At 64.3% G+C, this 22,977-nt stretch carries 21 protein-coding genes; 8 read left to right on the top strand and 13 right to left on the bottom strand.

The annotated features are described in order from the left end of the window. Positions 1-75 precede the first annotated feature (75 nt). Both C935_RS0105450 and C935_RS0105445 read right to left on the bottom strand, forming a co-directional pair. Positions 76-1,386 carry a diguanylate cyclase gene (locus tag C935_RS0105450; RefSeq protein WP_018861506.1) on the bottom strand — a complete coding sequence of 437 codons (1,311 nt, stop codon included), beginning with the start codon at positions 1,384-1,386 and terminating at the stop codon, positions 76-78. A 152-nt stretch (positions 1,387-1,538) separates the two neighbouring features. Beyond that, positions 1,539-3,011, bottom strand: coding sequence for a diguanylate cyclase (locus C935_RS0105445; protein WP_231372834.1), 1,473 nt, complete (start codon positions 3,009-3,011; stop codon positions 1,539-1,541). A 99-nt stretch (positions 3,012-3,110) separates the two neighbouring features. On the opposite strand from C935_RS0105445, the gene C935_RS0105440 reads away from it, so the two are divergent. Then, a complete protein-coding gene (locus tag C935_RS0105440; protein WP_018861504.1) occupies positions 3,111-4,613 on the top strand; it encodes an amidase in 1,503 nt (500 codons plus the stop codon). 26 nt (positions 4,614-4,639) lie between these two features. Here the strand turns inward: C935_RS0105440 and C935_RS0105435 are convergent, their stop codons facing one another. From C935_RS0105435 to C935_RS0105420, 4 genes are all read right to left on the bottom strand, one after another. Continuing rightward, on the bottom strand, positions 4,640-5,647 hold the full coding sequence (locus C935_RS0105435; RefSeq protein WP_018861503.1) for an adenosine deaminase: 1,008 nt from the start codon (positions 5,645-5,647) through the stop codon (positions 4,640-4,642). 75 nt (positions 5,648-5,722) lie between these two features. After that, positions 5,723-6,646, bottom strand: coding sequence for an isoaspartyl peptidase/L-asparaginase family protein (locus tag C935_RS0105430; RefSeq protein WP_018861502.1), 924 nt, complete (start codon positions 6,644-6,646; stop codon positions 5,723-5,725). Next, positions 6,646-8,013 (bottom strand): hypothetical protein, encoded by a 1,368-nt coding sequence (locus C935_RS0105425; protein WP_018861501.1) that lies wholly within the window; start codon positions 8,011-8,013, stop codon positions 6,646-6,648. Before C935_RS0105425 ends, C935_RS0105430 begins: the two co-directional genes overlap by 1 nt. An 81-nt stretch (positions 8,014-8,094) precedes the next feature. Next, positions 8,095-8,712 (bottom strand): rhomboid family intramembrane serine protease, encoded by a 618-nt coding sequence (locus C935_RS0105420; RefSeq protein WP_018861500.1) that lies wholly within the window; start codon positions 8,710-8,712, stop codon positions 8,095-8,097. A gap of 143 nt (positions 8,713-8,855) precedes the next feature. Between C935_RS0105420 and C935_RS0105415 the strand changes: the two genes are divergently transcribed. From C935_RS0105415 to C935_RS0105405, 3 genes are all read left to right on the top strand, one after another. Continuing rightward, the gene (locus C935_RS0105415) at positions 8,856-9,386 is read left to right on the top strand and encodes an Hsp20/alpha crystallin family protein (protein WP_018861499.1); all 531 of its coding nucleotides are present in this window, start codon (positions 8,856-8,858) and stop codon (positions 9,384-9,386) included. Positions 9,387-9,467: 81 nt separating this feature from the next. Then, positions 9,468-10,493, top strand: coding sequence for a DUF2235 domain-containing protein (locus C935_RS0105410; RefSeq protein WP_018861498.1), 1,026 nt, complete (start codon positions 9,468-9,470; stop codon positions 10,491-10,493). Positions 10,494-10,620: 127 nt separating this feature from the next. Continuing rightward, a complete protein-coding gene (locus C935_RS0105405) occupies positions 10,621-12,993 on the top strand; it encodes an HDOD domain-containing protein (protein ID WP_018861497.1) in 2,373 nt (790 codons plus the stop codon). Between the two features lie 17 nt (positions 12,994-13,010). Here the strand turns inward: C935_RS0105405 and C935_RS0105400 are convergent, their stop codons facing one another. The 7 genes from C935_RS0105400 to C935_RS0105370 form a co-directional block, all read right to left on the bottom strand. Further along, positions 13,011-13,379, bottom strand: a complete 369-nt coding sequence (locus C935_RS0105400) for a cytochrome b5-like heme/steroid binding domain-containing protein (protein WP_018861496.1) — start codon at positions 13,377-13,379, stop codon at positions 13,011-13,013. A gap of 7 nt (positions 13,380-13,386) precedes the next feature. After that, positions 13,387-14,679, bottom strand: coding sequence for a ferric reductase-like transmembrane domain-containing protein (locus C935_RS0105395; protein ID WP_018861495.1), 1,293 nt, complete (start codon positions 14,677-14,679; stop codon positions 13,387-13,389). 66 nt (positions 14,680-14,745) lie between these two features. Continuing rightward, positions 14,746-15,303: a CPBP family intramembrane glutamic endopeptidase gene (locus tag C935_RS0105390; protein WP_018861494.1), complete on the bottom strand. Its 558-nt coding sequence runs from the start codon at positions 15,301-15,303 to the stop codon at positions 14,746-14,748. A gap of 37 nt (positions 15,304-15,340) precedes the next feature. Continuing rightward, a complete protein-coding gene (locus tag C935_RS0105385; RefSeq protein ID WP_018861493.1) occupies positions 15,341-16,264 on the bottom strand; it encodes a histone deacetylase family protein in 924 nt (307 codons plus the stop codon). A gap of 42 nt (positions 16,265-16,306) precedes the next feature. Beyond that, complete coding sequence (locus tag C935_RS0105380; RefSeq protein WP_018861492.1) at positions 16,307-16,573, bottom strand: DksA/TraR family C4-type zinc finger protein; 267 nt, start codon at positions 16,571-16,573, stop codon at positions 16,307-16,309. A gap of 65 nt (positions 16,574-16,638) precedes the next feature. Continuing rightward, positions 16,639-17,838, bottom strand: coding sequence for a tryptophan synthase subunit beta (gene trpB / locus C935_RS0105375; RefSeq protein ID WP_018861491.1), 1,200 nt, complete (start codon positions 17,836-17,838; stop codon positions 16,639-16,641). A gap of 73 nt (positions 17,839-17,911) precedes the next feature. Then, positions 17,912-18,919: an LLM class flavin-dependent oxidoreductase gene (locus C935_RS0105370; RefSeq protein ID WP_026278661.1), complete on the bottom strand. Its 1,008-nt coding sequence runs from the start codon at positions 18,917-18,919 to the stop codon at positions 17,912-17,914. Between the two features lie 615 nt (positions 18,920-19,534). On the opposite strand from C935_RS0105370, the gene C935_RS0105365 reads away from it, so the two are divergent. From C935_RS0105365 to C935_RS0105350, 4 genes are read left to right on the top strand one after another with little or no spacing between them, the layout of a single operon-like run. Further along, complete coding sequence (locus C935_RS0105365) at positions 19,535-20,677, top strand: diguanylate cyclase (RefSeq protein WP_018861489.1); 1,143 nt, start codon at positions 19,535-19,537, stop codon at positions 20,675-20,677. Between the two features lie 46 nt (positions 20,678-20,723). After that, positions 20,724-21,194 carry an aminoacyl-tRNA deacylase gene (locus C935_RS0105360; protein WP_018861488.1) on the top strand — a complete coding sequence of 157 codons (471 nt, stop codon included), beginning with the start codon at positions 20,724-20,726 and terminating at the stop codon, positions 21,192-21,194. Positions 21,195-21,239: 45 nt separating this feature from the next. Then, complete coding sequence (locus C935_RS0105355; protein WP_018861487.1) at positions 21,240-22,202, top strand: daunorubicin resistance protein DrrA family ABC transporter ATP-binding protein; 963 nt, start codon at positions 21,240-21,242, stop codon at positions 22,200-22,202. Further along, a complete protein-coding gene (locus C935_RS0105350; RefSeq protein ID WP_018861486.1) occupies positions 22,199-22,963 on the top strand; it encodes an ABC transporter permease in 765 nt (254 codons plus the stop codon). The genes C935_RS0105355 and C935_RS0105350 overlap by 4 nt, the downstream gene beginning before the upstream one ends. Positions 22,964-22,977 lie beyond the last annotated feature (14 nt).

Here is a 22,977-nt window from a genome sequence, read left to right as displayed (position 1 = left end):
TTCCCATTCGAATCTCTAACTCGTGACCCTAAAGGATCGAACCCTGAGAAAACAGGGCGGATTCTGTGACCGCGATCAGCCGTAGTACTCCACTGCAGGGCTGTCATGCCGGCTGGGGAGTGAAACCACGCAGTTTCGTCCTCGGGCCTTGGCGTTGTAGACCGCTTCGTCGGCCGCGCGGAACAGGTCGTTGATTCCGGCGTTGCTTCCGGGCTCCCGGCTGGTGACGCCGAACGAAGCGGTCAGCGGGAGGCCGGCTGGATGCAGCTCCTGGATCCGCTGGCGCAGGTCCTCGGCACGCGTATGCGCGTCGAACAGGTCACTGCCCGGCATCAGGATCAGCAGCTCTTCGCCACCGAAGCGGATAGGGACCTCGCCAGGAGTGGCCACCGTGCGCAGAAGTTCACCAATGGCCGCGAGGACCTCGTCGCCAACCAGATGTCCGTGGCGGTCGTTGATGTCCTTGAAGCGGTCGAGATCCATCAATATCAGTGCAATCGGTTGTTCCTGGCTGCCGGGCTCGTCGAAAAATCGGCTGGCGAAGTCGCTCAGGGCATTGCGATTGCTGAGCCCGGTCAGGGGATCCACCATGGCCATCTCGTAGTGCTTCTGGCGCTGGAGGCGGACCTCGTCCATCAGGCGCTTGTTGTTCAAGAGGTTGCTCAGACGAGCACGTAGCTCATCTCGTTGAACGGGTTTCGTTATAAAGTCGTTGACACCCAAGCGAAATAATTCCGCCCGTCGATGCTGATCATCCAGGCCCGACATCGCAACGATCGGCATCGCCGTCATGTCCGGGCATTGCTGTCGGATACACCCTACGAGGCCCATGCCACTGAGTTCGCCCTCCACGAGAACATCGCTCAGGACCAGGTCGAAGTGAGACGGGTCGAAGGCCGCGAGGGCTTCGGACGCATTGGTGTAGTGCACGATATCGAGTCCCATGGGCTCCAGTGCACGGCTCAGGTAGCGTGCGGCAGTGGGGCTGTCCTCGACATACAGAACCCGCCCGCTGTGGAGCGTCTCCAGCGGTTGTGCGTAGCGTTCGGCCTGCTGGAACAGATCGCCGATGTTGGTTCGGTCGTGCACGTCCGTGGCCCCCGCGGCGAAGGCGCGTTCGCGAATCCGCAGGTCGGGGTTGGACGTAAGGATGATCAGCGGGAGCCCGCGGCCATAGCGCTTCTTGCGCGCCGCGCGGCAAAATTCCAGACCATCCATGTCGGGCAGGCTCAGCGAAACACAGGCCAGCTCCGCGCGAAAGATGTCCAGGCGTGCGAGGCCCTCGGCGCCGGTGCCGGCCATGCTCGCTTCGTGTCCGGCGGCTCCCACCATGCGGCTCCACAGGGCGCGGAACACGCGTGAACGGTCCACCACCAGGATCCTCATGATCCCGGCCCTGGCTGCCGATCCATCGATGGCGTCCTGTGCCCGCGCATGCCTTGCTCCCGAGTCCGTTCCGTAACGCCAGCGTCCTTGCTGCCGCTCCGTATAATGCGCGTCGCATGCGTTTTCAACAACCGCGCGCCATTTGCGGCCTGTCAATGCGTAGCGTATGCCGTGATCCGGGCGCGTCCGGTTGCCTTGGCCTGGTATAGGGCCTGGTCGGCAGCGGCCAGGAGGGCATCCGGATCCGGTGGCACCTGGCCAGAATGCACAATACCGATGCTGGCGTCGACGTGGGCCACGTCCGTGGCTTTGGAAGCGGGAAGCTGGATGGGTTGACGGATCACCTCGCGCAGGCGCTCGCCGGCTTTGCGGGCCTGTTCGTAATCGGGACAGTGCGGCAGCACGATCACGAACTCGTCGCCGCCGAAACGAGCGACATGGTCCGCGGCCTTGCAATGGCGTTGCAGGCGTTCCGCCACGATGCGCAGAACCGCATCGCCGGCTGCATGACCCAGTCGATCGTTCACGGGTTTGAAACCATCGAGGTCCATCATCAACACGGCGAACGGCGGGCCGCCTTTCGGTTGCATATCTGTCAGCCCATCCAGTGCGCGCAGCAGCTGGGCACGGTTTGGCAGGCCGGTGAGGGCGTCGTGGTAGGCGAGATATTCAAGTTCGGCTTGTCGTGCCCGGTCGGTAATTGCCTCCTCCAGGCTGCTTTGAGCGCTTCCGATAATGAGAGCCATCAGGCCGAACGCGATGATGTGGGCCCCGATGATCCAGATCGGCAAGGCGTGGTCGGGGGACACGCCATTGATCCCGACCACACCCAGGACCAATAGCGTGACTGCAATCGCCGCACCCGTCTCGCGCAGGAACACGCTGGCCCAGAGCAATAAAGGGAGAGAGGCGTACAGCATCGCCTCCACGGGGTTGTGCTGGGTGAGCTGGTAACCAAGGATCAGGCCAGTCGGGATCAATAGCCCCATCAGGACAATGCGTGCCTCGACGCCGCGACCGTGAAAGCGGGGAACACCGTGGACCAGCAGATTGCTGACCAGAGGCACGATCGAGGCGATTCCCAGGACCACGGCCACGAACCAGTTACGGGCGATGAGATAGAAGGTGTCGCCATCAATCAGGCCCAGCAGCAGGAGCCAGCTCGCCGCCAGCAGGGAACCTGCCAGCGGGACGACCAGCAGTGCGATGAACGTGAAGCGGGCCGTGCCGCGCAGATTCAGACGGGGTGCGAGGCCGGGCCGTCCGCGTTGCAGCCACAGCGATGCCAGTCCCATCTCGGCCACGGCTATAAGCGCCCAGCCACTGCGGGCCAGCCAGCCGAGGTCACTGCCGAGCCATTGGCTGGTCAGCAGGTGCACGATGGCGAGGACTGGCAGCAGCCAGTAGCCCCAGATCAGCACCGCCGCAAGCCCGACGCCGCTGGCCAGCCAGATGGTACTGGTTTGTAGCGAGACCTGGGCCAACAGAATGCTGATAGCTACGGCGATTGCGTAGCACAGCGCGACGCCGATCCCGACCTGCAGGCGGGGCAAGCGGAGCAGCCAGTCGGGGTATGCGGGTAGAGGCCGTTCTCCGGATTTTGCTGCGGTGGGATTCCGATTCACCAGCCGGGCTCTCGTGGGGTATGTGGGGCCGCTCCCTGACCCTACGGGGCCGGAGAGGCTATAGTGCCACGGTCAGTGTGGAAACCGAAGAGGCTCCCGTTGGACCTGCGCTTCTACCGTGGATTGGATGCCTGCGCCTGTGCGCTCGCTGTACGCGAGCGGGAGGTGACGCCGGAGTCCCTGCTTCGTTGCGCGCTGGAACGGCTGGATGCGGTCAATCCGGTGCTCAATGCGGTTTGCATCGATGCCCGTCCGCGTGCTCAGGCGCGAATCGGCGAGGAGATCAAGGGACCATTCGCCGGGGTCCCGTACCTGGTCAAGGACCTTCTGCAGGACGTGCAGGGGCTTCCCACGACCTCGGGTAGTCGAGCCTGCCGTCGGTTGATTGCGCCGGTCAGTGCCGACACCGTGCGCCGGGCCGAGGAGGCGGGGCTGGTGATCCTCGGCAAGACCACCACGCCGGAATTCGGGCTCAAGGGGATTACGGAGTCCGCGCTTTGGGGGCCAACGCGGAACCCCTGGGATACCGATCGGTCGCCCGGTGGTTCCAGCGGTGGGGCGGCTGCGGCCGTAGCCGCCGGGATCGTGCCCATGGCTGGGGCCAATGACGGGGCAGGATCGATTCGCATACCGGCCTCTTACTGCGGGCTGTTCGGACTCAAGCCTTCCCGCGGGCGGGTGCCGACCACGCCACTGGCGGGCGAGGCCTGGGAGGGTGCAGTGAGCGAGGGTGTGCTTTCGCGCAGCGTGCGTGACAGTGCTCGAATGCTCGATGTTCTGTCCTCGGGACAGAGTGCTTCCGCACCTTTTCGTGTGGAGGCGCCCCCCGCGAGCTTCGAGGAGCTCGCGCAACGCGAGCCGGGTCGTCTGAGGATCGGCTGGAACGTCGATTCGCCCGTTGGTGGACGGGTCGATGGCGACAGTGTGGAAGCAGTGGAGCGCGCCGCCGGTTTGCTGGAGGGTCAGGGGCACGTTGTCGAGCGGGTGGCGGACTGGCCGGTGGACGGACAGCGCGTAGCGCGGGCCGTGCTGGCGTTGCTTTACGGGCAGGCGGCGGCTTTCGTGGCGCGAGCGCGCGAACGGGGTGCCCGCTGGGACGAATTCGAGCTGGATACGCGTACGCTGGCGCGGCTGGGGCGGGCTTTGACCGCGGGGGAATACGCCCGTGCGCGGCAGGGCTGGCATCGCGTCAGGCTGGCGCTGGCGACGCTGTTCGAGCGCTACGATCTCCTGCTCCTGCCCACCGTGGCGATGCCGCCGCCGCGGATCGGCGAGCTGGAGCCGGCTCCCCTGGTCCGCACCCTGCAGCGGCTTGCCCTGTACCTCCCGGTGGGCCGCTGGATGCTCAACAGCCGCTTTCTGGAGCGGATGACCTTCGAGAACCTCGAGCGCACCCCGTTTACCCTGGCGGCCAATCTGGCCGGTATCCCGGCGATGTCGGTACCGCTGCACTGGGATCGTGCCGGGCTGCCCGTGGGTGTGCAATTTATGGCGCCCTGGGGCGAGGAGGGGCGGCTGCTCTCGCTGGCGACCCAGCTGGAAACCGCGCAGCCGTGGTTTGACCGGGTGCCGCCAGCCCTGCCGGACACTCGCCAGGGCTGAGGGAGACGTCCTGGCACCGTGTCCGGTCAGGCGATGCTGCGGCGCCAGTCCGTGATTTCGTCGTGGAGGTGCTGGCGGGCGGAATCGTTCAGGAAGGCGGCTTCGGCCGCGTTACGGGCGAGCTTCTCCAGGTCGTCTAGGGACAGTCCCAGCGCGTTCGTAGTCGCGCGGAAGTTCTCGCCGATGTAGCCGCCGAAGTAGGCGGGATCGTCGGAGTTGATGGTGACCCGCAGCCCGGCATCGAGCAGGCGCTTGAGGTTGTGGTCCTCAAGCCGGTCGAACACGCAGAGCTTGATGTTCGACAACGGGCAGACGGTCAGCGGGATCTGCTCCTTCGCAAGCCGTTGCAGCAGGGCGGGGTCCTGTTCGGCCTGCACGCCATGGTCGATGCGATCGACTTGCAGCAGGTCCAGTGCCTGGTGGATGTATTCGGGCGGGCCCTCCTCGCCAGCGTGGGCGACGACGCGGAAGCCGGCCTCGCGCACGCGATCGAATACCGCCCGGAATTTCTCCGGCGGGTTGCCCTGTTCTGCCGAGTCCAGGCCGAACGCCGCAATGCGGTCGCGGTAGGGCAGAGCCGCTTCGAAGGTCTCCATCGCGGCCTCGGCGCTCAGGTGGCGCAGAAAGCACAGGATCAGCCGGCTGGAGATACCCAACTCGCGTTCGCCGTCGTCCAGGGCGCGGGTGATGCCGTTGATCACCGTTGCGAACGACACGCCGCGTTCGGTATGCGTCTGGGGATCGAAGAAGATCTCCGTGTGGCGTACGTGATCCTGCTGGCAGCGTTTCAGGTAGGCCCACGTCAGGTCGTAGAAGTCCTGCTCGGTCAGCAGCACGCGGGCCCCCGCGTAGTAGATATCCAGAAACGACTGCAGGTCCTGGAACTGGTAGGCCGCGCGCACCTCGTCGATCGAGGCATAGGGTAGTTCCACGTTGTTGCGCTCGGCCAGCCGGAACATGAGTTCGGGTTCCAGGGCGCCCTCGATGTGCAGGTGCAGCTCTACCTTGGGGAGGCGGGCGATGGCGTCTTGCATGGTGGCGGCCTGTGGTTTCGTGCGTGGGCGAGGAATGGTAACGGCTTGTTCTGGATCGCGCTTCATGGGCCGCGATTACGGCTCGATACGGGTCTCGCTGGGGCCGCCGTGCTCGATCCAGCCATGGAGCATGCGCGGGGTGGTGGTGCCGGCCGCACAGCGCCCCTCGCAGTCGATCACGATCGCCCCACCGTAGCCATCCAGTCGTTCGTGCAGCCGTTGCAGGCTTGCGGACAGGGCCTCGGCGGCGCTGAGACCCAGCAGCTCGATACGGTCGGCCAGATCCTTGGCGAAGACACTGCGCAGGAAATGTTCGCCGAGTCCGGTCGCCGAGATGGCGCCAGTGTGATCGTCCGCATAGACGCCCGCCCCCGCGATGGGCGAGTCCCCGACGCGTCCGGGGCGCTGGCCATTCATGCCGCCGGTGGAGGTCGCCGCCGCCAGGTGGCCGTGCTGATCGCGGGCGACGGCGCCGATGGTCCCCGGGGCGGGCTCGTCATGGTCCAGCGTGACTGTGCCACGCCGCAGCGTTCGTCCCAGTTGCTCCCGCCGCTGCGCCGTGATCAGTCGGCGTTCGTCGATCAGGGGCAGTCCGGCCTGCCGGGCAAAGCTTGCGGCACCCTCCGCAACCAGCAGCACATGCGCGCCGTCCTCCAGGATCGCGCGGGCCAGGCGGATGGGGTTGGCGATGCCGCGAACCGCACCCACGGCCCCCACACCGAGGGTTGTACCGTCCATGATCGCGGCATCCAGCTCGACCGTGCCCTCGCGCGTCAGCGCGGCTCCGGTCCCGGCGTTGAACAGCGGGTCGTCCTCAAGTAGCGCCGCGCAGTATTCAACGGTATCGAGTGCGCGCTCGCCACGGGTCAGGTGCTCGCGGCCGGCTTCCAGTACCCGCAGTATCGCGGCGTGGTACTGCTCGGCAACCAGCGGGTCCTGCGCCTCGCGGATGCGCCCGGCCCCGCCATGGATCATCAGCGAGAAGGACTCCGAGGCCATCAGCGGTCCTGAGTCTGTCCACGGATCAACAGGATGTCGCTGTGGCTGCCCGGGACGAAGCGGCTCTGGGCAATCGCGATCTCGCCAGCCGCGTTGGCGGCCATCCGCCGTTTCAGCTGTCCCTGAAGCCCGCCGCTGTAGGGCCGGTCGACGGTCCCCCGGACGGGTTCGACGGGCGCGAACGCCAGGGTGTCCAGTGGGGCGTGGGTAAACGCGAGGCCGTACGGGCGATCGGTCGGGTGTTGATAGCGTTGCCAGATGAGATAGAGCCGTTCGTTAGAACGCGCCAGCGTGGGGAAGCCGCCCGGCCAGTCGTCCGCGTCGAGTTGGGTCGGCGGGGTGAACTCCAGGGTGTCCGCATCGGCCTGGGTGATGTGCAGTCGACGGTGGTAGGGTTGCCGGTAGTCCTCCAGGTCGTTCGCTGGGATGGCCCCGAACGCCAGATGCACGGTGCCTTCGTCATCCACGGCCAGCGAAGGGGCGTCGGCGTGACCGGGCGTTTCAAGCGCCGTCGCGGGTGCGGTAAAACCGTCGCCCAGCTCATCCGAGGTTGCGATGCGGATATCGGCATACGGGCTGTCGCCCTCCGACCAGGCGAGCAGGATCCGCCCCGAGGGAGCCCGAGCCAGACTCGGTGCGCGGGCCGGTTTGTCGGCCCCGTCGTTGATCGTCTCGGGCTCCGCGAAGCTTTCCCCGTTGTCGGACGAATAGGTGACACGCAGTGGACCCCGGTATTCGGTCCAGGCCGCGACGACTTGTCCATTCCCGGCCAGGAGCAGGTCCAGGCTGCCATTGTCCCAGCGGTGCGCGGTGATGCGCCCCTTGCCGGCTCCATCGCGGGAGTTCGAAAGGTTCTGGTGACCCTCGAAGGAGCGTCCGCCGTCCCGGGAGCGGGCATAGAAGATCTCCCCGCCGTGGTCGCCCCCGGTAAACAGGATCTCCTGCCAGAGCAGATGCACGGTGAAGTCGTCCTCGTCATCCGGTGCCGGCTCGATCGCCACGCGCGGCAGCCAGGAGAAGGTGTCCGGTTCCCCGCCGATACGGGTGGGTTCATCCAGGACGGCCTGACCGTCCCGGTTGTAGCGTTGCAGCAGGATCGCCTGCTCCACCTGGTCAACCCAAACGACGACCACCTCGCCATGATCGTTAATCGCCACCGAGGCGTCGTCCACATAGCGAAAGTCGGAGGCATTCATGCGCCAGGGGCCTCGGTAGGCCTCGCCGCGGGCCACCTCGATGGGTTCCTGCCAGACGACCCGGCTCCCGGCTCCGTCATCCGCCAGAGTGGGTGTGGGTCCAAAGGCGAGAGCCAACCCGGCGAAGAGACCAATGGCCGGCCAGGCGTGTGCGTATGTGGTTCGAGGCATGCGACCTCCTGTGGCGAAATCGGGCCCAGTCTCGTGTAACTGCGCTTTATGGGACCACCGGGTGCCCGGAAGGATTCACCTCTATCCTCCAAGCGGCGACAGCAGTTCCTGGAAGAAACGCCCGAACAGCGCTGGTTCCAGCAGGAGCATGAAGCCTACGCCCCAGGCGCCGCCCCACAGGTGGGCGCTGTGATTCACATTGTCGCGTGCCTGCCGCTGCGCCCAGAACGAATAGGCCACGTAGGCGGCCGCGAACACGATCGCCGGCATCGGAATGAAGAACACGAACAGCATCGACCAGGGCTGAAGCAGGATATAGGCGAACAAAACGGCCGAGACCGCCCCCGAGGCGCCCAGGCTGCGGTAGAAGCGGTTGTCCCGATGGCGCAGGTGGGTGGGCAGGATCGCCAGCACGATGCCGGCCAGGTAGAACGCCACAAAGCCGAGTACGCCGATTGCCGGGACGAGTACGCGCTCCATGGCCATCCCGAAGAAGAACAGGGTGATCATGTTGAACGCGAGGTGGGTCCCGTCCGCGTGGATGAACCCGTGGGTGACCAGCCGCCAGTATTCGCCGCGGGCCACCGCCGGTGGCCAGTAGATCATCCGCTCCATCACACGCGGACGCTGCCAGGCCCAGACCGAGGCGGCCACCGTGCCAGCAATAATAAATAACGTTATATAAAAGTCGTATTCCATTGAAGAGTAGTATGTTCCTCGGCCAGTTATCGCCAACTGTTTCCTTGCCTCCGGCTTGAAAAATCCGTGCTACAACCTAGTTATTGGAATAGAACACCCGAATGCAAGGTACCCGGGCTGACCGGGATCAAGGAGGTGAGCACATGGACCTGCAAAAGCTCAAGCCGTGGAACTGGTTCAAGCGAGAGGAACAGGAGCGGCCCGAGGTCCTGCCCGCGCGGCGAGAGGACACCAACCTCGATCCTCTGGTGCGGATGCACCAGGAGATGGACCGTATGTTCGAGCAGTTCTTCGGTCGTGCCCCCGGTGGTGCGCTCGCAGGGAGTCCCGGTCCCCTGTGGCTGAAGCCCAGCGTGGACATTGCCGAGGGTCGCAAGGCCTATCGGATATCGGTGGAGGTGCCCGGGATTTCGCAGGAGGAGATTGATCTCGCGATCGATGGTGATGATCTGATCGTCTCGGGCGAGAAACGACAGGAACACGAGGAGGACGAGGAGGGCTACTATCGGGTCGAGCGCAGTTATGGCCAGTTTCGTCGCGTCCTGAGCCTGCCCGGCGACGCCGACACAGACGGCATATCCGCGCGTTTCAGGAACGGCGTGCTGGATATCCATGTGCCCCGCCGCAAGGATGGCGAGCGCCCCGGGGTGCGGCGCATCGAGATTGGCCGTTAGTCAGGGAGAGCCGATTGGCATGTGCGCACCGGTACCGTGCAGTCTAGGCTGAAGAAGAATTAGGCGGCAGGGAGGCCATGGATGACGCGTCGTATCGTGATCTGCGCGGACGGGACCTGGAACCGTCCGGAGGAGGATGTCGAGTCCGACGTCCCGACGAACGTATTGCGCCTGGCCCGGGCTGTGGCGCCCGTGGACGCCGCCGGCGACACCCAGCAGGTGTTCTATGACTGGGGTGTGGGCTCATACCACGCCCGGGTCAGCGGTGGCGTGATCGGGCGGGGCATCCACAAGAACATCACCGATGCCTATCGCTACATCGTGCAGAACTATGCGTCGGGCACAGAGCTCTTCCTGTTTGGATTCAGCCGAGGTGCGTATACCGTGCGCAGCCTGTGCGGTCTGATCAACAACTGCGGAATTCTCAGGCGCCCGGACGCGCGCCTCATCGAGGAGGCATTTCGGCTCTACAAGCGGACCGGGGTGACGCACAAACCCGAGGGCGAGCGCTCGCGCGCGTTTCGTGAGGCGCACAGCCATCCCTCGCGGGAGATCCGCTTCGTTGGTGCATGGGATACCGTCGGGGCCCTGGGCATCCCGTTTTCGGTGCTCGGGCTGTTCGACCGCACCGACGAGTTCTACGACACCAAGCTGGGGCCAAATGTCCGGGTTGCCCGCCATGCCCTGGCGATCGACGAACGTCGCGCGGATTTTGAACCTACCCTGTGGGAGCCACGCGAGGGGCTAGATCTGGACCAGCAGTGGTTCGCCGGGGTTCACGCTGATATCGGGGGCGGCTATCCACCCGATGACCAGGGGCTGCAGGTCGCGGATATCGCCCTGAGCTGGATGCTGGACGAGGCCGCCAGTGCGGGGCTGGAGTTCGAGCCGCACCTGACTGCAGGCCTGCAGCCTGACCCACGCGCCGTCATTCACCAGTCCCGGCGGCATATCTATCGTCTGCGCCGCACACTGATCCGGGATCTCGATCCCGAGGATTCGCCGACCCGGCTGCACCCCTCGGTCGATGGGCGCTACAAGCATTTCCGCGATTACCGTCCGCGGAACCTCAAGGCCTATCTGGACAAGCAATCGCGCGGCATCTGACGCCAACGGTCCCGGCTCGTGTCATCATGGAAGCCCTGGCGTGAAGGGGCGATGGACGAATCATCGTCGATGTGGCTGGCCGCCGGGCTCAGGTCAGAACAGTAGCGAACCTATGTTGGGAGGGGGAATGGCGAGTTCGCGTGATGCGACCCAGGAACGGTGGATCGATCGTTTTCGTGTTCTGGAGACGCTGGGCGAGAGCACACGTGATGGGTTGTACGTCGCGCATGATGGGGTGCTGGATCGGCGTGTGATGGTGCGTACGCTAACCCACCATGCCCTGGGTGATACCGAAGCTCGCGATGAGCTGATGCGCTCGGCCCGAGCGGTGAGCCGGTTCAGGCACCCCCATTGCGCCGCGATCTTCGAAGCGGGGCCGTATGAAGCCGGCCTCTATCTGGTGTTCGAGTACATCGAAGGCGAGACGCTGGATGTGTTTCTGGAAGGAGCCCGTCTCCCGCTGGACCGCGCCCTGACGCTGATGCGCGAGATTGTCGATGCGCTCGCGGCGGCGCACGATCAGGGAATTGTTCATGGCAGCCTGCAGCCGGCCAATATTACGGTTGGAAAGGACGGCCATGCGCGGGTAACGGGTCTTGGTCTCGCCTTGCCTCGAGGCGGAGAACAAACCGCTGGGCATCAGACCCACACGCGGCATTACCTGGCCCCGGAGCAGCTTCGAGGTGGGGTCCCCTCGTGTGCAGCGGACGTGTTCTCGCTGGGCGCACTGTTTTTCGAGCTGTTGGCAGGCCAGCGGGCCTTTTCAGGGGACTCCGAAAAGGAGATTGCGGACGCAATCGAAACGGGTGTGTCCGAACCTCCTTCAAGGGTTGCGGGGGAGGGTGACGAACGCCTGGATGCCATTGTCTTGAGGGCCTTGCAGCCCGACCCACACGACCGATACGCGACAGCCCACAGCCTGCGTGAAGCGTTTCTGGCCGTCGCCGAGGGTCGAGAGAACGAGGAGGGCGATGCGGGTGACTTCATTCTGCGCCGGATCCGTCGCAAGCCCGATTTCCCCGGAGTGTCCGCCCATATTCGCGAGATTACTCAGTGTTCGGATGACAGCCAGCGGCGCTCGGTCGCCGAGTTGTCGAATGCCGTGTTGAAGGACTACGCCACGACCCAGAAGCTCCTGCGACTGGCGAATTCGCCGTTCTACAGCAACTTTGGCGGCAATATCCGCACGGTCTCCCGGGCCGTGGTGCTGCTCGGGTTCGAACAGGTGCGCACGGCTGCGCTGGGCCTGGTGCTACTGGAAAATCTCAAGGGCGGGAGCCAGTCCACTCGCCTGATGCAGGCGTTGGTACAGACGTTGTTCAGCGCCATGCTGGCGCGCAACCTGGCCCGCCAGCTTGGTGGCGTCGAGAGCGAACAGGCCTTCGTCTGTGCGCTCTTCCACGACATTGGGCGGATGCTCGCTCTGTACTACCTCCCCGAGGAGGCGGACGAGATCCAGATACGGCAGACCCAGGGCGTATCGGAGGAGACGGCGGCCCGCCAGGTCCTCGGCATTTCCTATGAGGCACTGGGCCGGTCCGTACTCGAGGACTGGAATTTTCCCCGCGAGATCGTTCAGGCGGTGGAGCGAGCGCCCGAGGGCGCGTTGCCGCCCGTTCATGATGCCGACCGACGCTTGCACCGAATTGTCACACTTGCCTCGGAGATGGCGGGCCGCATCATTCACCATGAACCGTCCGAACAGGAACTGGCGCTGGCCGAGCTGCGACGCCGTTACAAGGCCTCGCTGGATGTCGAGGCCGCGGGTATGCGCCGGGCGATTCATGAGGGCCGGGACCACCTGGATCAGTTTCTGCGTGTGGTCAAGCTGCCTCGCGAAGGACAGGAACACTTGCGTCAACTGCGCCACAATCTCGGGGTTCGTGAGTCCGGAAGCGGACACGACACCCCGGACGAAGCGGTCCTGCTCGATGTCACCGATGATCCGTCAGCCGAGGGTCCGGACTCCGTGCCCGCACCGCCGACCGAGCAGGCTGCGGCGCTGATGGAATCGCTTACGGACATGCTCGACGCGATGGTTGACGGGTTTGAGCTGCACCCGCTGGTGCAGACAACCCTGGAGAACATCTACCAGGTGCTGGGTTTGCGGCGGGCAATGCTGATGCTGGCGGACCGTGAGCGCCGCACGCTGGTGGCACACACGGCGTTTGGGCACGAAGCCGAGTCGCTGTCCGGGCGTCTGCGCCTGTCCCTGACGGGGTCGGGAAACGTGCTGTCCCTTGCGATGACCCAGCGCAAGGACATGGTGATCAGCGACAGTTCGGATCCGGCAATCAGCCGCTATATCCCGCGCGAGTTCCGCGATGCGCTGGATGCGCGCAGCTTTCTGCTACTCCCTCTCGGGGTGCGCGAGCGCTGTGTGGGACTGCTCTATCTGGAGTTGCCATCAGAAAGTACGGAGCTGGATCCGCTGGTCCTGCGTGCACTGAAATCGGTTCGGAACCAGCTGGCACTGGCAATCTGCGAAGCGCGCTCCTGACGCGTGTCCGGCCCGAATCAAGGCTGGTCGTCACCGGCGAGTACGCCGATGCGGTAGTCGGGGAGCATGTCGTGGGCACGGCGGCTGTGGGGACGGCCGACCCCCTTGGTATCCCACCCGTGCGAGGCATCCGTTCCGCAGTCGTCCTCAATCGGTGTCGGATGACGCGGCAGGTACTCGGTGAAGTCATAGACCACGCCATGGATCGCCATCCAGCAGTCGTCTTCGGTGGCGTGGCGGGCCAGTTCTTCGTGTGTGATGCCCTTGTCACCCTCCACGACCGGTGGCGTGGTGTCCGGGCGCAGCAGATGCACGGCCAGGAGGGTCAGCAGGCTCGCGATGAACGCGACTAGGAGCGTATAAACAGTCTGGCCGGTTTTTGTCATGGCGTGCTCACAGTAAATGGAAGGCCTCGGAGTGGATACGTGAGTTCGGTACGCCTTCGGCATGCAGTAGTCCGCGCACGTAACGGTCGACGACCTCCGGGCCGCAGATCCAGAATTCGGCGGATGCGAAATCCGCACAGTGCTGCCGCAGGAAATCGGCGCTGAGCAGGCCGTCCCGTTCGCGCAGGTGCAACGTCAGGTCCAGATCCTCGATCGTGTCGGCGAGACGCTCGAGTTCGTCATGGTAGGCCGCCGCCTCCCGCCGATCGGCCAACTGGAAGAGATGCACGGGAGGGGCAGCCGAGCGTCCTTCGTGCGCCAGATCGCGCACCACGGACACAAAGGGGGTGATGCCCACTCCCGCGCCCAGCCAGACTGCCGGGCGCTTGCGATCATGACCTTGCAGGAAGGTCCCGTACGGGCCCTCTACCTGGACCGTGCTGCCCGTGGCGATCCCCTGCAACGCACGCGACCCGTCCCCCAGCGCCTTGATCCCGATGCGCAGGTGTTCCTCGCCGGGTGCGGAGGCAAGGGTGAATGGGTGTTCCTCGCCCTGGCCGTTGGCCAGTCCCGGGTCGAGCGGTGTCAGATAGACAAACTGCGCCGGCTGGTAATCCAGTGGCTTTCCTTCGGGGCGCAGACACAACTCGACCATGGTCGGGGTCAGTCGGTCCAGACCTTCCACCCGATAGGTATGCCGCCCGATTCGCGGCGAGATCAGCTTGCGCCAGAGGTAGGCGGAGAGGGCCAGTAGGCCAAGCACCCACCAGGGCCAGGTGGCTTGAGCCAGCGGCCAGGCATGGACAATCCCCAGCAGCAGTGCGAGCCCGGAGAACACATGCAGGCGTTTCCAGCGGGCGTAGCCGGGTTCACCGAAGAACTTGAAGGTCGGGGCCAGCACGATGACGAGGACGACCAGCGCGAGCCATCCGGCGACGATGGGCCAGTGGTCAGGGCCCGGGAACAGGCGCTGAACGGCCGACGTCACGGAATGCCCCAGTCCGCTTGCCGCGACGAACCAGACATGCACGATGGCGAGGAGCAGGGATGCGGCTCCCAGGGCGTGGTGGCGTGTCCAGAGGATGTTGAGGCCTCCAAACAGCCGGTCGCCGCGCGGAAGCCGGGTGCTCAGAATTCCAGCCAGCAGCATACAGGTGAGCGCCAGCACACCGGAGGCCTGGGTCAGCCAGCGGATGACCTCGTCGCGTTCCCAGATGATGGGCGCGAAATGGCCGCCGGCCCAGAGCGGGACGACCAGTGCCAGCAGCAGTAGAAGATCGCCCCGGTGGAGTTGGTTCACGGCAGCGCCCTTGAGGATGTCCGTTACTCGAGTATGGAAATGGGCCGCGCACTTCGCAAACTAGAGTCAAAGCTTGCGCCGGTACCAGTGGATTACGATCCAGTCATACAGCGCGTGGGTGATGACGACCACCAGCAGGTTACCCGTCAGGTAATAGAGCAGCCCCAGATAAAGGCCGATGGCCGTGGCAAAGACGAAATACAGGCGGGTGATCGCGTGGGCCAGGCCGAAGACGACAGCCGCGATCACGATTGCCAGGCCGGCGGGCATTCGGGTGTCCAGCCAGGTCTGCAGGACACCACGCACGAGGAGCTCTTCGCCGAGCCCGGCCAGAAGCGAGATCAACAGTATCGCTCCGGGCCAAGCGTTTCCGAACAACCTGCCGATGAACTCGCGTACCTGACTGGACAGGGTGTCGTAGGCGGTCCCGCCGAAATGCGCGACCAGTCCGAGCATTGCCAGCATCGGAAGGACCGCTATCAAGCCGATCAACACATGATCCGGATCCCAGTGGAGATGTTCGCCCAGCGGGATCCCCGCGAGCGCGGCCAGAAGGAGAGCGAGAGGAATCAGGGCAGCCTGGAACATCAGGCCGACCAAGAGGGGATGGCTGCGCAGGTTCATGGGCGCAGGGTACCGCAGGTACGGGGTCGAGACGCTGCTATCTGAAGTCCATCAATGCCCGGACATGGCTGCGCACGCTGCGCGAAAGCGCGGCAAGGTCATACCCGCCTTCCAAAACCGAAACCAGCTGGCCCGCCGCGGATTGATTGGCGATTGCTAGCAGTTGGCGTGTAACCCATTCGAAGTCACTTTCGACCAGATTGAGCCCGGCGAGCGGGTCCTCCCGATGCGCGTCAAAGCCGGCGGACACCAGGATCAGCTCCGGCCGGAATCGCTCCAGGGCGGGCAGCCAGTCGAGTTCGATCGCAGTGCGGAAGGCGCGGCCGTCGGTGCCCGCCGCGAGCGGCGTATGGATGAGGTGCTCGCGACGGGACAGGGGACGGTCCGGATAGAACGGATGCTGGAAGCTGGAGCAGAAAAGCACTCGGGGATCGTCGCGGAAGATGTCCTCGGTCCCGTTGCCGTGATGGACGTCGAAGTCGGCGATTGCGACACGGTCAAGGCCGTGTACATCCAGCGCCCAGCGTGCAGCGACGGCCACGTTGTTGAACAGGCAAAAACCCATCGCCCGATCCCGCTCCGCGTGGTGGCCGGGGGGGCGAATCGCACAAAAGGCATGGGCGGCCTTGTCGTCCAGGACCCGGCGAACGCCCTCGATCGCCGCGCCGGCCGCATGATGTGCCGCGAGGATCGAGTGCTGGTTGATGCGGGTGTCGGGGTCCACTGCGACGCGAACGCCGGGCCCGGGTTGTGCGGCTTGAATCGCGTCCACGTGGGCGCGGGTGTGGGCACGCGTCAGGTCCTCGTTCGCCGCCGGTGGCGGGTCCTCGACGCGTTCAAGTCCATCGAGGTTCTGCAGCGCGGCATCAATGGCGGCCAGCCGCTGGGGGCATTCAGGGTGTCCGGAGCCGGGATCGTGAAGCCGGCCGGAGGGATGGGTGATGTACAGGGTTCGCGCCATGGGCTTCGACCTCTGCTGGCTGGCTGCGAAGTCCGAGGGGAGTCATCGCAATTGGCTGTCCTTGGAGGCGCGCCGGTTGTAGGGGCTGAAGGCCGCGTCCGCCTCGTCATGCGCTTCCTGGCAGGGGACGCACAGGCGTACGCCGGGCAGGGCGCGGCGGCGGGCCTCGGGGATCGTGGCCCCGCATTCCTCGCACGCCTCGAGGCTCTCGCCCTCGGGGAGCTGGCTGCGCACACGCGCCAGCGCGTCCTCGACGGTGTCGTCGATCTGCTCCTGTTCCGCACCGTCTTTGGACCAGCCACCCGCCATCACACCCCTCCGTCAAAACCTGTGGGTGTTAGATACCCGGGTCCTGGCAGGGAGTTCCCGAGGTGCTAGTCGCCGTGGCCGAATTCGCGGACGACGTAGTCGATGTCCTTGTCGCCCCGGCCGGACAGGTTGGCGAGGATTGTGACGCCGGGGTTCTCGCGGCCGTATTTCATCGCCCAGGCAACGGCATGGGCACTCTCCAGCGCCGGGATGATGCCTTCGGCACGCGACAGGCGATAGAAGGCCTCCAGGGTCTCGTCGTCGCTGATCGCATGGTAGGCCACGCGTTCGATGGTCTTCAGGTAGGAATGTTCCGGGCCGACACCGGGGTAGTCGAGGCCCGAGGCGATGGAGTGGACCGGGGCCGGGTTGCCTTCCTCGTCGGCCAGCAGCATGCACTTGAAGCCGTGGATCATGCCGGGCTTGCCGTAGGTCATGGTGGCGGAGTGTTCGCCCAGCTTCGTGCCGCGTCCGAGTGGCTCGACCCCGTTCAGCTGGACGCCGGCGTCCTCGATGAAGCCGGCAAACATCCCCATCGCGTTGGAGCCGCCGCCGACGCAGGCCACGACGTGATCGGGCAGTTCGCCGCCGGTCATCTCCATGACTTGCTCGCGCGCCTCGATGCCGACCGCCGACTGGAAGTTGCGCACCATCAGCGGGAACGGGTGCGGGCCCACCACGGAGCCGATCGCGAACAGGGCCTCGTCCGCCTGCGACAGGTAGGACTGGAAGGCCGAGTCCACCGCCTCCTTGAGTGAACGGCCGCCGAAGGACACCGGCACGACCTGCGCGCCCATCAGCTTCATGCGGGTGACGTTGGGCGCTTCCTTGGCGATGTCGATCTCGCCCATGTGGATCTCGCATTCCATGCCGAAGTACGCGGCCGCAGTGGCCAGCGCGACCCCGTGCTGGCCGGCGCCGGTCTCCGCGATCAACTTGCGCTTGCCCATGTGCTTGGCCAGCAGGGCCTCGCCCATACAGTGGTTCAGCTTGTGCGCCCCGGAATGGTTCAAGTCCTCGCGCTTCAGATAGATATGCGCGCCGGCCTCGCGGCTCAGGTTGTGCGCGTAGTACACCGGGGTGGGGCGGCCCTGGTAGTGCTTGCGGATGTAGCGCAGCTCGTTCAGGAAGTCGGCCGAGCGGGCGAGCGTCAGGTAGGCGCGGTTGATCTCGGCAAAATGGGGTTCCAGTTCGGGGGGCAGGAACGCACCCCCGAACTCGCCGAAATAACCTTCCTGGTTCGGAAAATCCTTCAGGTACGGCATCGCCCGCCCTCGTGCATGTTCGAAAGGGCGAATGATCCTGTGCCGGGCGCCCTTTGCCAAGCCCGTTCGAGAACTACGGGCCTCGGGAGGGAGAGAGGCGGTCGCAGACCTGGGCGGTGAGCTCCAGGGAGCGGCAGCGGGCGTCGTGATCGAAGGTCGTGGTGGTCAGGATCAGCTCGTCGACCTGCGTGGCCTCGAGGAAGCGGCGCATTTTCTGCTCGACGGTGTCGGGTGCCCCGATCGCGGAGCAGGCCATGGTCTGCTCGACAATCGCCCGTTCGGCGCGGTCGAGCTGTTCGCGGTAGTGCGGGATCGGAGGCTGGATCGGTTCTGGTCGGCCGCGCCGCAGGCTGATGAAAGCCTGCTCCATGGAACTGGCCAGCGTCTGTGCATCGATATCGGTGTCGGCCACATAAACGTTGTACCCGGCCATCACCCAGGGCGCATCCAGGTCCGGGGACGGCCGGAATTCGCGGCGGTAGATCGCGATCGCGTCGTGCAGCTGTCCCGGCGCGAAATGGGAGGCAAAGGCATAGGGCAGTCCCAGGTGCGCCGCAAGCTGGGCCCCGAACAGGCTGGAGCCAAGGATCCAGACAGGAACATGAGAACCGGCGCCCGGTATCGCCCGAATGGCCTGGTCCGGAGCGGGGTCGGCCAGGTAGCCCTGCAGTTCCACCAAATCCCGCGGGAACTGCTCAGGGTCGCTCTGCGTGCTGCGACGCAGGGCACGGGCCGTGGCGGGGTCCGTGCCCGGTGCGCGGCCCAGTCCCAGATCGATCCGACTGGGAAAGAGGGCATTCAGGGTGCCGAACTGCTCGGCCACGATCAGCGGCGCATGGTTGGGCAGCATGATGCCGCCAGCGCCCACGCGGATGCGCGTCGTAGCAGCCGCGACCTGGCCGATGAGCACTGCGGTCGCCGCACTGGCGATCCCCGGCATGTTGTGGTGTTCGGCGAGCCAGTACCGCGTGAATCCCAATTTATCGGCGAGTCTCGCGAGGTCCAGCGTTCTGTGCAGTGCCTCACGAGCATCTGAACCGACCGTGATCGGGGCGAGGTCAAGTATGGAAAATGTAGTCATCCGATCATTGTATCTCGCGCCTTGGGCCTCCTTCGAATGATTCGCTCCGAAAGGTCAATCCATATTCCCTGACTAATCAACATTCGAGTGCACGATGCCGTGGTAGTGCGGCAAACGTGGTGGCCCTGGCGATTGGCGCGTCTGGTTAGCCTGAACAGGCAATTCTCAGAAAATATATATCCTTAGCATAAAAAGGGAGCGTCATTTTTGCGGCCCGTATCCTGCAGTTGTTGGCGGTCAGGGGCGCTATGCCAACCGAATGTGATTATGCTGAATCCAGTCGTCCGGGGTTGTCGGGAAAGATCAGCCTGGACCTGCAGTGTTGGTTCTGAGTCAGTCTCGATTTTCGGTTCCGCGTCACAAAAAGTGGTGGTGCGAAGAGAAAAATCGTTGACGATTCGTGTAGATTCATCCGTTGGTAATGTAGTGGGTTCGCATTAACTTGGGTTAAGTTCAAGTGTAATGAATGGGTCTTAACTTAAGTTAATAGAGGTAGCAGCATGTTCTGTGCTGTTAAGGCTCCCGGAGCGGCATTTGTGAAGGGTATTGCGTAGACAAAAAGTGCCACTCTCGAGCCATGACCAGAGTGCGAATCAACGTGTTTGAGGAGAGCGGATGACCGTAAGGGCACCGGAAGAAATTGAGGCCGAACATCGCGTTCTGCTCGTGTCGATATTTGCCACTCTGGGATCAGTGCTGCTGGTTGCATTTGGAGTCCTGGCCATGTCGACCGGGCGAGCGGTTCTGGCAACCGTGCTCTTGACCACCGCGGTGCTGTGTCTGTCGTTGATGCTTTACAGCAGGCTTACCGGTGATTTCCGTAACGTCAGCTTTCTGTTGTCGGCATTGGCTTTTCTGCTCGCAAGTTTCCTGATCATGCATGGCGGCGTCGAAGGAACCGGGGCCTACTTCGCGTTTGCCATCGTGATCATCATGGTGATGGCCGGGTTCACGAATATCCGGGTGACGATGTCCATTTGCGGGCTTTTTCTGGTGGCCGTGGCCATGGGGCTTTTTGGCTCGGTGTCCCAGCATTGGGTTTATCCGTACAGCTTTGTTGAAAAGGTACTCATCCTGGTGGCGCTCGCGGCCCTTATGCTGCTGGCAATAGTGTCCGAATGGATTCGTTTGCGATCGTATTCGGCGACGGTGGATATACATGAACAGGTTTGCGTGGATGCTCGCCACGACGCATTGACCAAGCTATTGAATCGTCGAGGTCTGGAAGGTGCTCTTGCCGCTCTGCCGCCGCCACGCTTTCCGGCATCCCTTGCGATCCTGGACTTGGATCACTTCAAGGCGGTGAACGACACACACGGGCATGATGCCGGTGATCGGGCGATTTCGGCTTTTGCCAGGCACCTGCGTTCCAGCGTCAGGGCACAGGACATCGTGTGCCGCTGGGGTGGAGAAGAGTTCGTCCTGGTCATTACGGATGCGCAGTGTGCCGAGGCGTTGGCGATCGTCGACGACATCCGGATGGACTTCGCGAGGACCACCCTGCCCATTGGCGATAACGGACTGCGCTTGACGTTTAGTGCCGGCCTGGCAAGCCTGGAGTCTGCTGGCGCCTTTGAGCGGGCATTGGCGGACGCCGATCAAAGCCTGTACCGCGCGAAAAACGACGGTCGCAATCATCTTCAGGTCGCCGAAGCGGATGAAATGCCCTTGCACTCTGATGATGACACGCCGCCTTCGGGGTCGGCGGTTGTCCCGTCAAATCTGGCCGCGAAGCCCCCGAATATCATCCCAGTGTAATCCTCTGCGTCTATAGTCCAGGTGGGAAGCGCAGGAGGATTTTCGGATGAGTGTCGCGAGGCGTCTTAGCCAGTATCTCGCTGATCAGGGCATTGTCTATGCGAGAGTCCAACACCCGTATTCAAGCACCGCGACGCGCACGGCGGAGGCCGCCCATGTGCCGGGTGACCGTCTGGCGAAGGGCGTACTGGTCGAGGATGCGGGCCACTACATGCTGGCCATTCTGCCAGCGTCGCGGCGCTTGCATCTTGGGCAGCTACATCACCTGATCGGGGAGCATGTCGGGCTGGCGACCGAACAAGAGGTCGTCGAAACCTTTGCAGACTGTGCCCGTGGGGCGATCCCCGCACTGGGAGCGCCCTATGGGCTGGAGAGCATCGTCGATGAACACGTGCCAACCGAAGGGGATGTCTACCTGGAGGGTGGCGATCACGAAACTCTGATCAAGCTGCCGGCGGTTACCTGGCGGGAGTTGTTAAGGCCAAGTCGGCAGGGACTCTTCAGTCGCCATTTATAACGTGTAGCTGTTGCGCCATTGCTTGGTGCAGTGAATGCTACGGCGATGGAAATCGCAATTCGCCTGCAGGGACTGGTGCGCAGTTACAACGGCATCCGCGCCGTTGATGGCATCGATCTGGAAGTCCCGCCCGGAAGCATACTGGGGCTCCTGGGGCCCAACGGAGCCGGCAAGACCACCATCGTGCGCATGCTCTCCACCCTGATTGCCCCGGATGCGGGCATGGCCGAGGTCGGCGGCTTTGATGTCGTGCGCGATGCGGAACGGGTGCGAGAGATTATCGGGCTGACCGGACAGTATGCATCGGTAGACGAGAAGCTTACCGGGCGCGAGAACCTGTTGCTGATCGCGCGGCTGCTGGGTCTTGGGCGTCGCCACGCGCGCCGCCGTGCGGACGAGTTGTTGGGGCAGTTTCATCTACAGGATGCTGCGAAGCGGCCGGTACAGACCTATTCCGGGGGGATGCGCCGCCGACTGGATTTAGCGGCCAGTCTGGTCGGGGATCCCGCCATTCTCTTTCTCGACGAGCCGACCACGGGGCTGGACCCGCGGGCGCGCCGCGCTCTGTGGCGCCTGGTAGGGGAACTGCGGGAGCAGGGCACCACCGTGTTGCTGACGACCCAGTATCTGGATGAAGCGGACGCCCTGGCAGATCGGATCGTGGTGCTGGATCGCGGGCGGATCATTGCCGAGGGAACCTCGGCGGAATTGAAGGAGCGCGTGGGTGGCCGCTCGCTGTTCGTGGTGGTGGCGGACTCGGCCCGGGTCGATGAAGCGGCCAAGGAGATCGCACGTATCGTCGGTGAGCGCCCGCAGACGCGGGACAACACCCTGAACGTCGCCGTGACGAGCAGTGCCGTGGTACCGAGGGTGCTGAGGGCCCTGGATCAGGTGGGGATCGAGGCGGTCGAACTCGGTCTGCGCACCGCGAGCCTGGACGATGTCTTTCTGGCGCTGACTGGGCATGCGGCCGAGGCCACGTCCGAGATGGCAGAGGAGGGCGTATGAAGGCACTGGACCAGACGCTGGCGCTGGCCTGGCGCAGTCTCGTGCAGGTGCGTCGCAATCCCTGGGAGCTGGGGGATTACTCCATCCAGCCGATCCTGTTTCTGGTGCTGTTCCTGTTCGTGTTCGGCGGCGCGGTGGCGGGCTCGACCGAAGCCTACCTGCCGTTCGTGCTGCCGGGCGTGATCGCGATGAACATGTTGTTCGTCACCGTGTATGTCGGGCACGGTCTGAATACGGATCTCACGCGCGGCGTGTTCGACCGCTTTCGCGCCCTGCCCATTCCGCGCTGGGCGCCCCTGGCCGGGAGGATTCTGGCCGACCTGCTGAAACAGGCGCTTTGTATCGCGCTGTTGCTGATCGTGGGGGTGTTGCTGGGCTTCCGGATCGAGACCTCCCCCTGGGAGGTATTGGGGATGGTGGCGCTGGTACTGGTCTTCGCTTCGGCCGCATCGTGGATCATGGTGCTGGTCGGCGTACTGTCGCGCGATCCTGAACATGTACAACTGTTCGGCTTTACAGCGTTGTTCCCGGTGACGTTCGTCTCCACCGCTTTCGTGCCACTAGAGACGATGCCCGCCGTGCTGCAGCCCTTCGTGCAAGCCAACCCCGTCTCGCTGCTTGCGGATGCCTCGCGCGCCCTGTTGAGTGGGGGTCACGCGCTGGAGCCTGTTTTGTGGACCCTCGTCTGGGCTGCTGCGATTGCGGTGATTTTTGCACCGCTATCGGTCTGGGCCCTGAATCGGCGTCTGGCCCGGGGATAGAGGCTCAGGAGAAG

This window comes from Thioalkalivibrio sp. ALJ3, from assembly GCF_000377205.1.
Taxonomy (GTDB): Bacteria; Pseudomonadota; Gammaproteobacteria; order Ectothiorhodospirales; family Ectothiorhodospiraceae; genus Thioalkalivibrio.
Note: the sequence above shows the minus strand (reverse complement) of the source record. Positions and strands in the feature narration are given on the sequence as shown.

Coding starts and splice junctions, on each gene's coding strand:
- C935_RS0105450 (WP_018861506.1), bottom strand. CDS start 1,386: ATGAGGATCCTGGTGGTGGACCGTTCACGCGTGTTCCGCGCCCTGTGG.
- C935_RS0105435 (WP_018861503.1), bottom strand. CDS start 5,647: ATGCAAGACGCCATCGCCCGCCTCCCCAAGGTAGAGCTGCACCTGCAC.
- C935_RS0105430 (WP_018861502.1), bottom strand. CDS start 6,646: ATGGCCTCGGAGTCCTTCTCGCTGATGATCCATGGCGGGGCCGGGCGC.
- C935_RS0105425 (WP_018861501.1), bottom strand. CDS start 8,013: ATGCCTCGAACCACATACGCACACGCCTGGCCGGCCATTGGTCTCTTC.
- C935_RS0105420 (WP_018861500.1), bottom strand. CDS start 8,712: ATGGAATACGACTTTTATATAACGTTATTTATTATTGCTGGCACGGTG.
- C935_RS0105415 (WP_018861499.1), top strand. CDS start 8,856: ATGGACCTGCAAAAGCTCAAGCCGTGGAACTGGTTCAAGCGAGAGGAA.
- C935_RS0105410 (WP_018861498.1), top strand. CDS start 9,468: ATGACGCGTCGTATCGTGATCTGCGCGGACGGGACCTGGAACCGTCCG.
- C935_RS0105405 (WP_018861497.1), top strand. CDS start 10,621: ATGGCGAGTTCGCGTGATGCGACCCAGGAACGGTGGATCGATCGTTTT.
- C935_RS0105400 (WP_018861496.1), bottom strand. CDS start 13,379: ATGACAAAAACCGGCCAGACTGTTTATACGCTCCTAGTCGCGTTCATC.
- C935_RS0105390 (WP_018861494.1), bottom strand. CDS start 15,303: ATGAACCTGCGCAGCCATCCCCTCTTGGTCGGCCTGATGTTCCAGGCT.
- C935_RS0105385 (WP_018861493.1), bottom strand. CDS start 16,264: ATGGCGCGAACCCTGTACATCACCCATCCCTCCGGCCGGCTTCACGAT.
- C935_RS0105380 (WP_018861492.1), bottom strand. CDS start 16,573: ATGGCGGGTGGCTGGTCCAAAGACGGTGCGGAACAGGAGCAGATCGAC.
- trpB (WP_018861491.1), bottom strand. CDS start 17,838: ATGCCGTACCTGAAGGATTTTCCGAACCAGGAAGGTTATTTCGGCGAG.
- C935_RS0105370 (WP_026278661.1), bottom strand. CDS start 18,919: ATGACTACATTTTCCATACTTGACCTCGCCCCGATCACGGTCGGTTCA.
- C935_RS0105365 (WP_018861489.1), top strand. CDS start 19,535: ATGACCGTAAGGGCACCGGAAGAAATTGAGGCCGAACATCGCGTTCTG.
- C935_RS0105360 (WP_018861488.1), top strand. CDS start 20,724: ATGAGTGTCGCGAGGCGTCTTAGCCAGTATCTCGCTGATCAGGGCATT.
- C935_RS0105355 (WP_018861487.1), top strand. CDS start 21,240: ATGGAAATCGCAATTCGCCTGCAGGGACTGGTGCGCAGTTACAACGGC.
- C935_RS0105350 (WP_018861486.1), top strand. CDS start 22,199: ATGAAGGCACTGGACCAGACGCTGGCGCTGGCCTGGCGCAGTCTCGTG.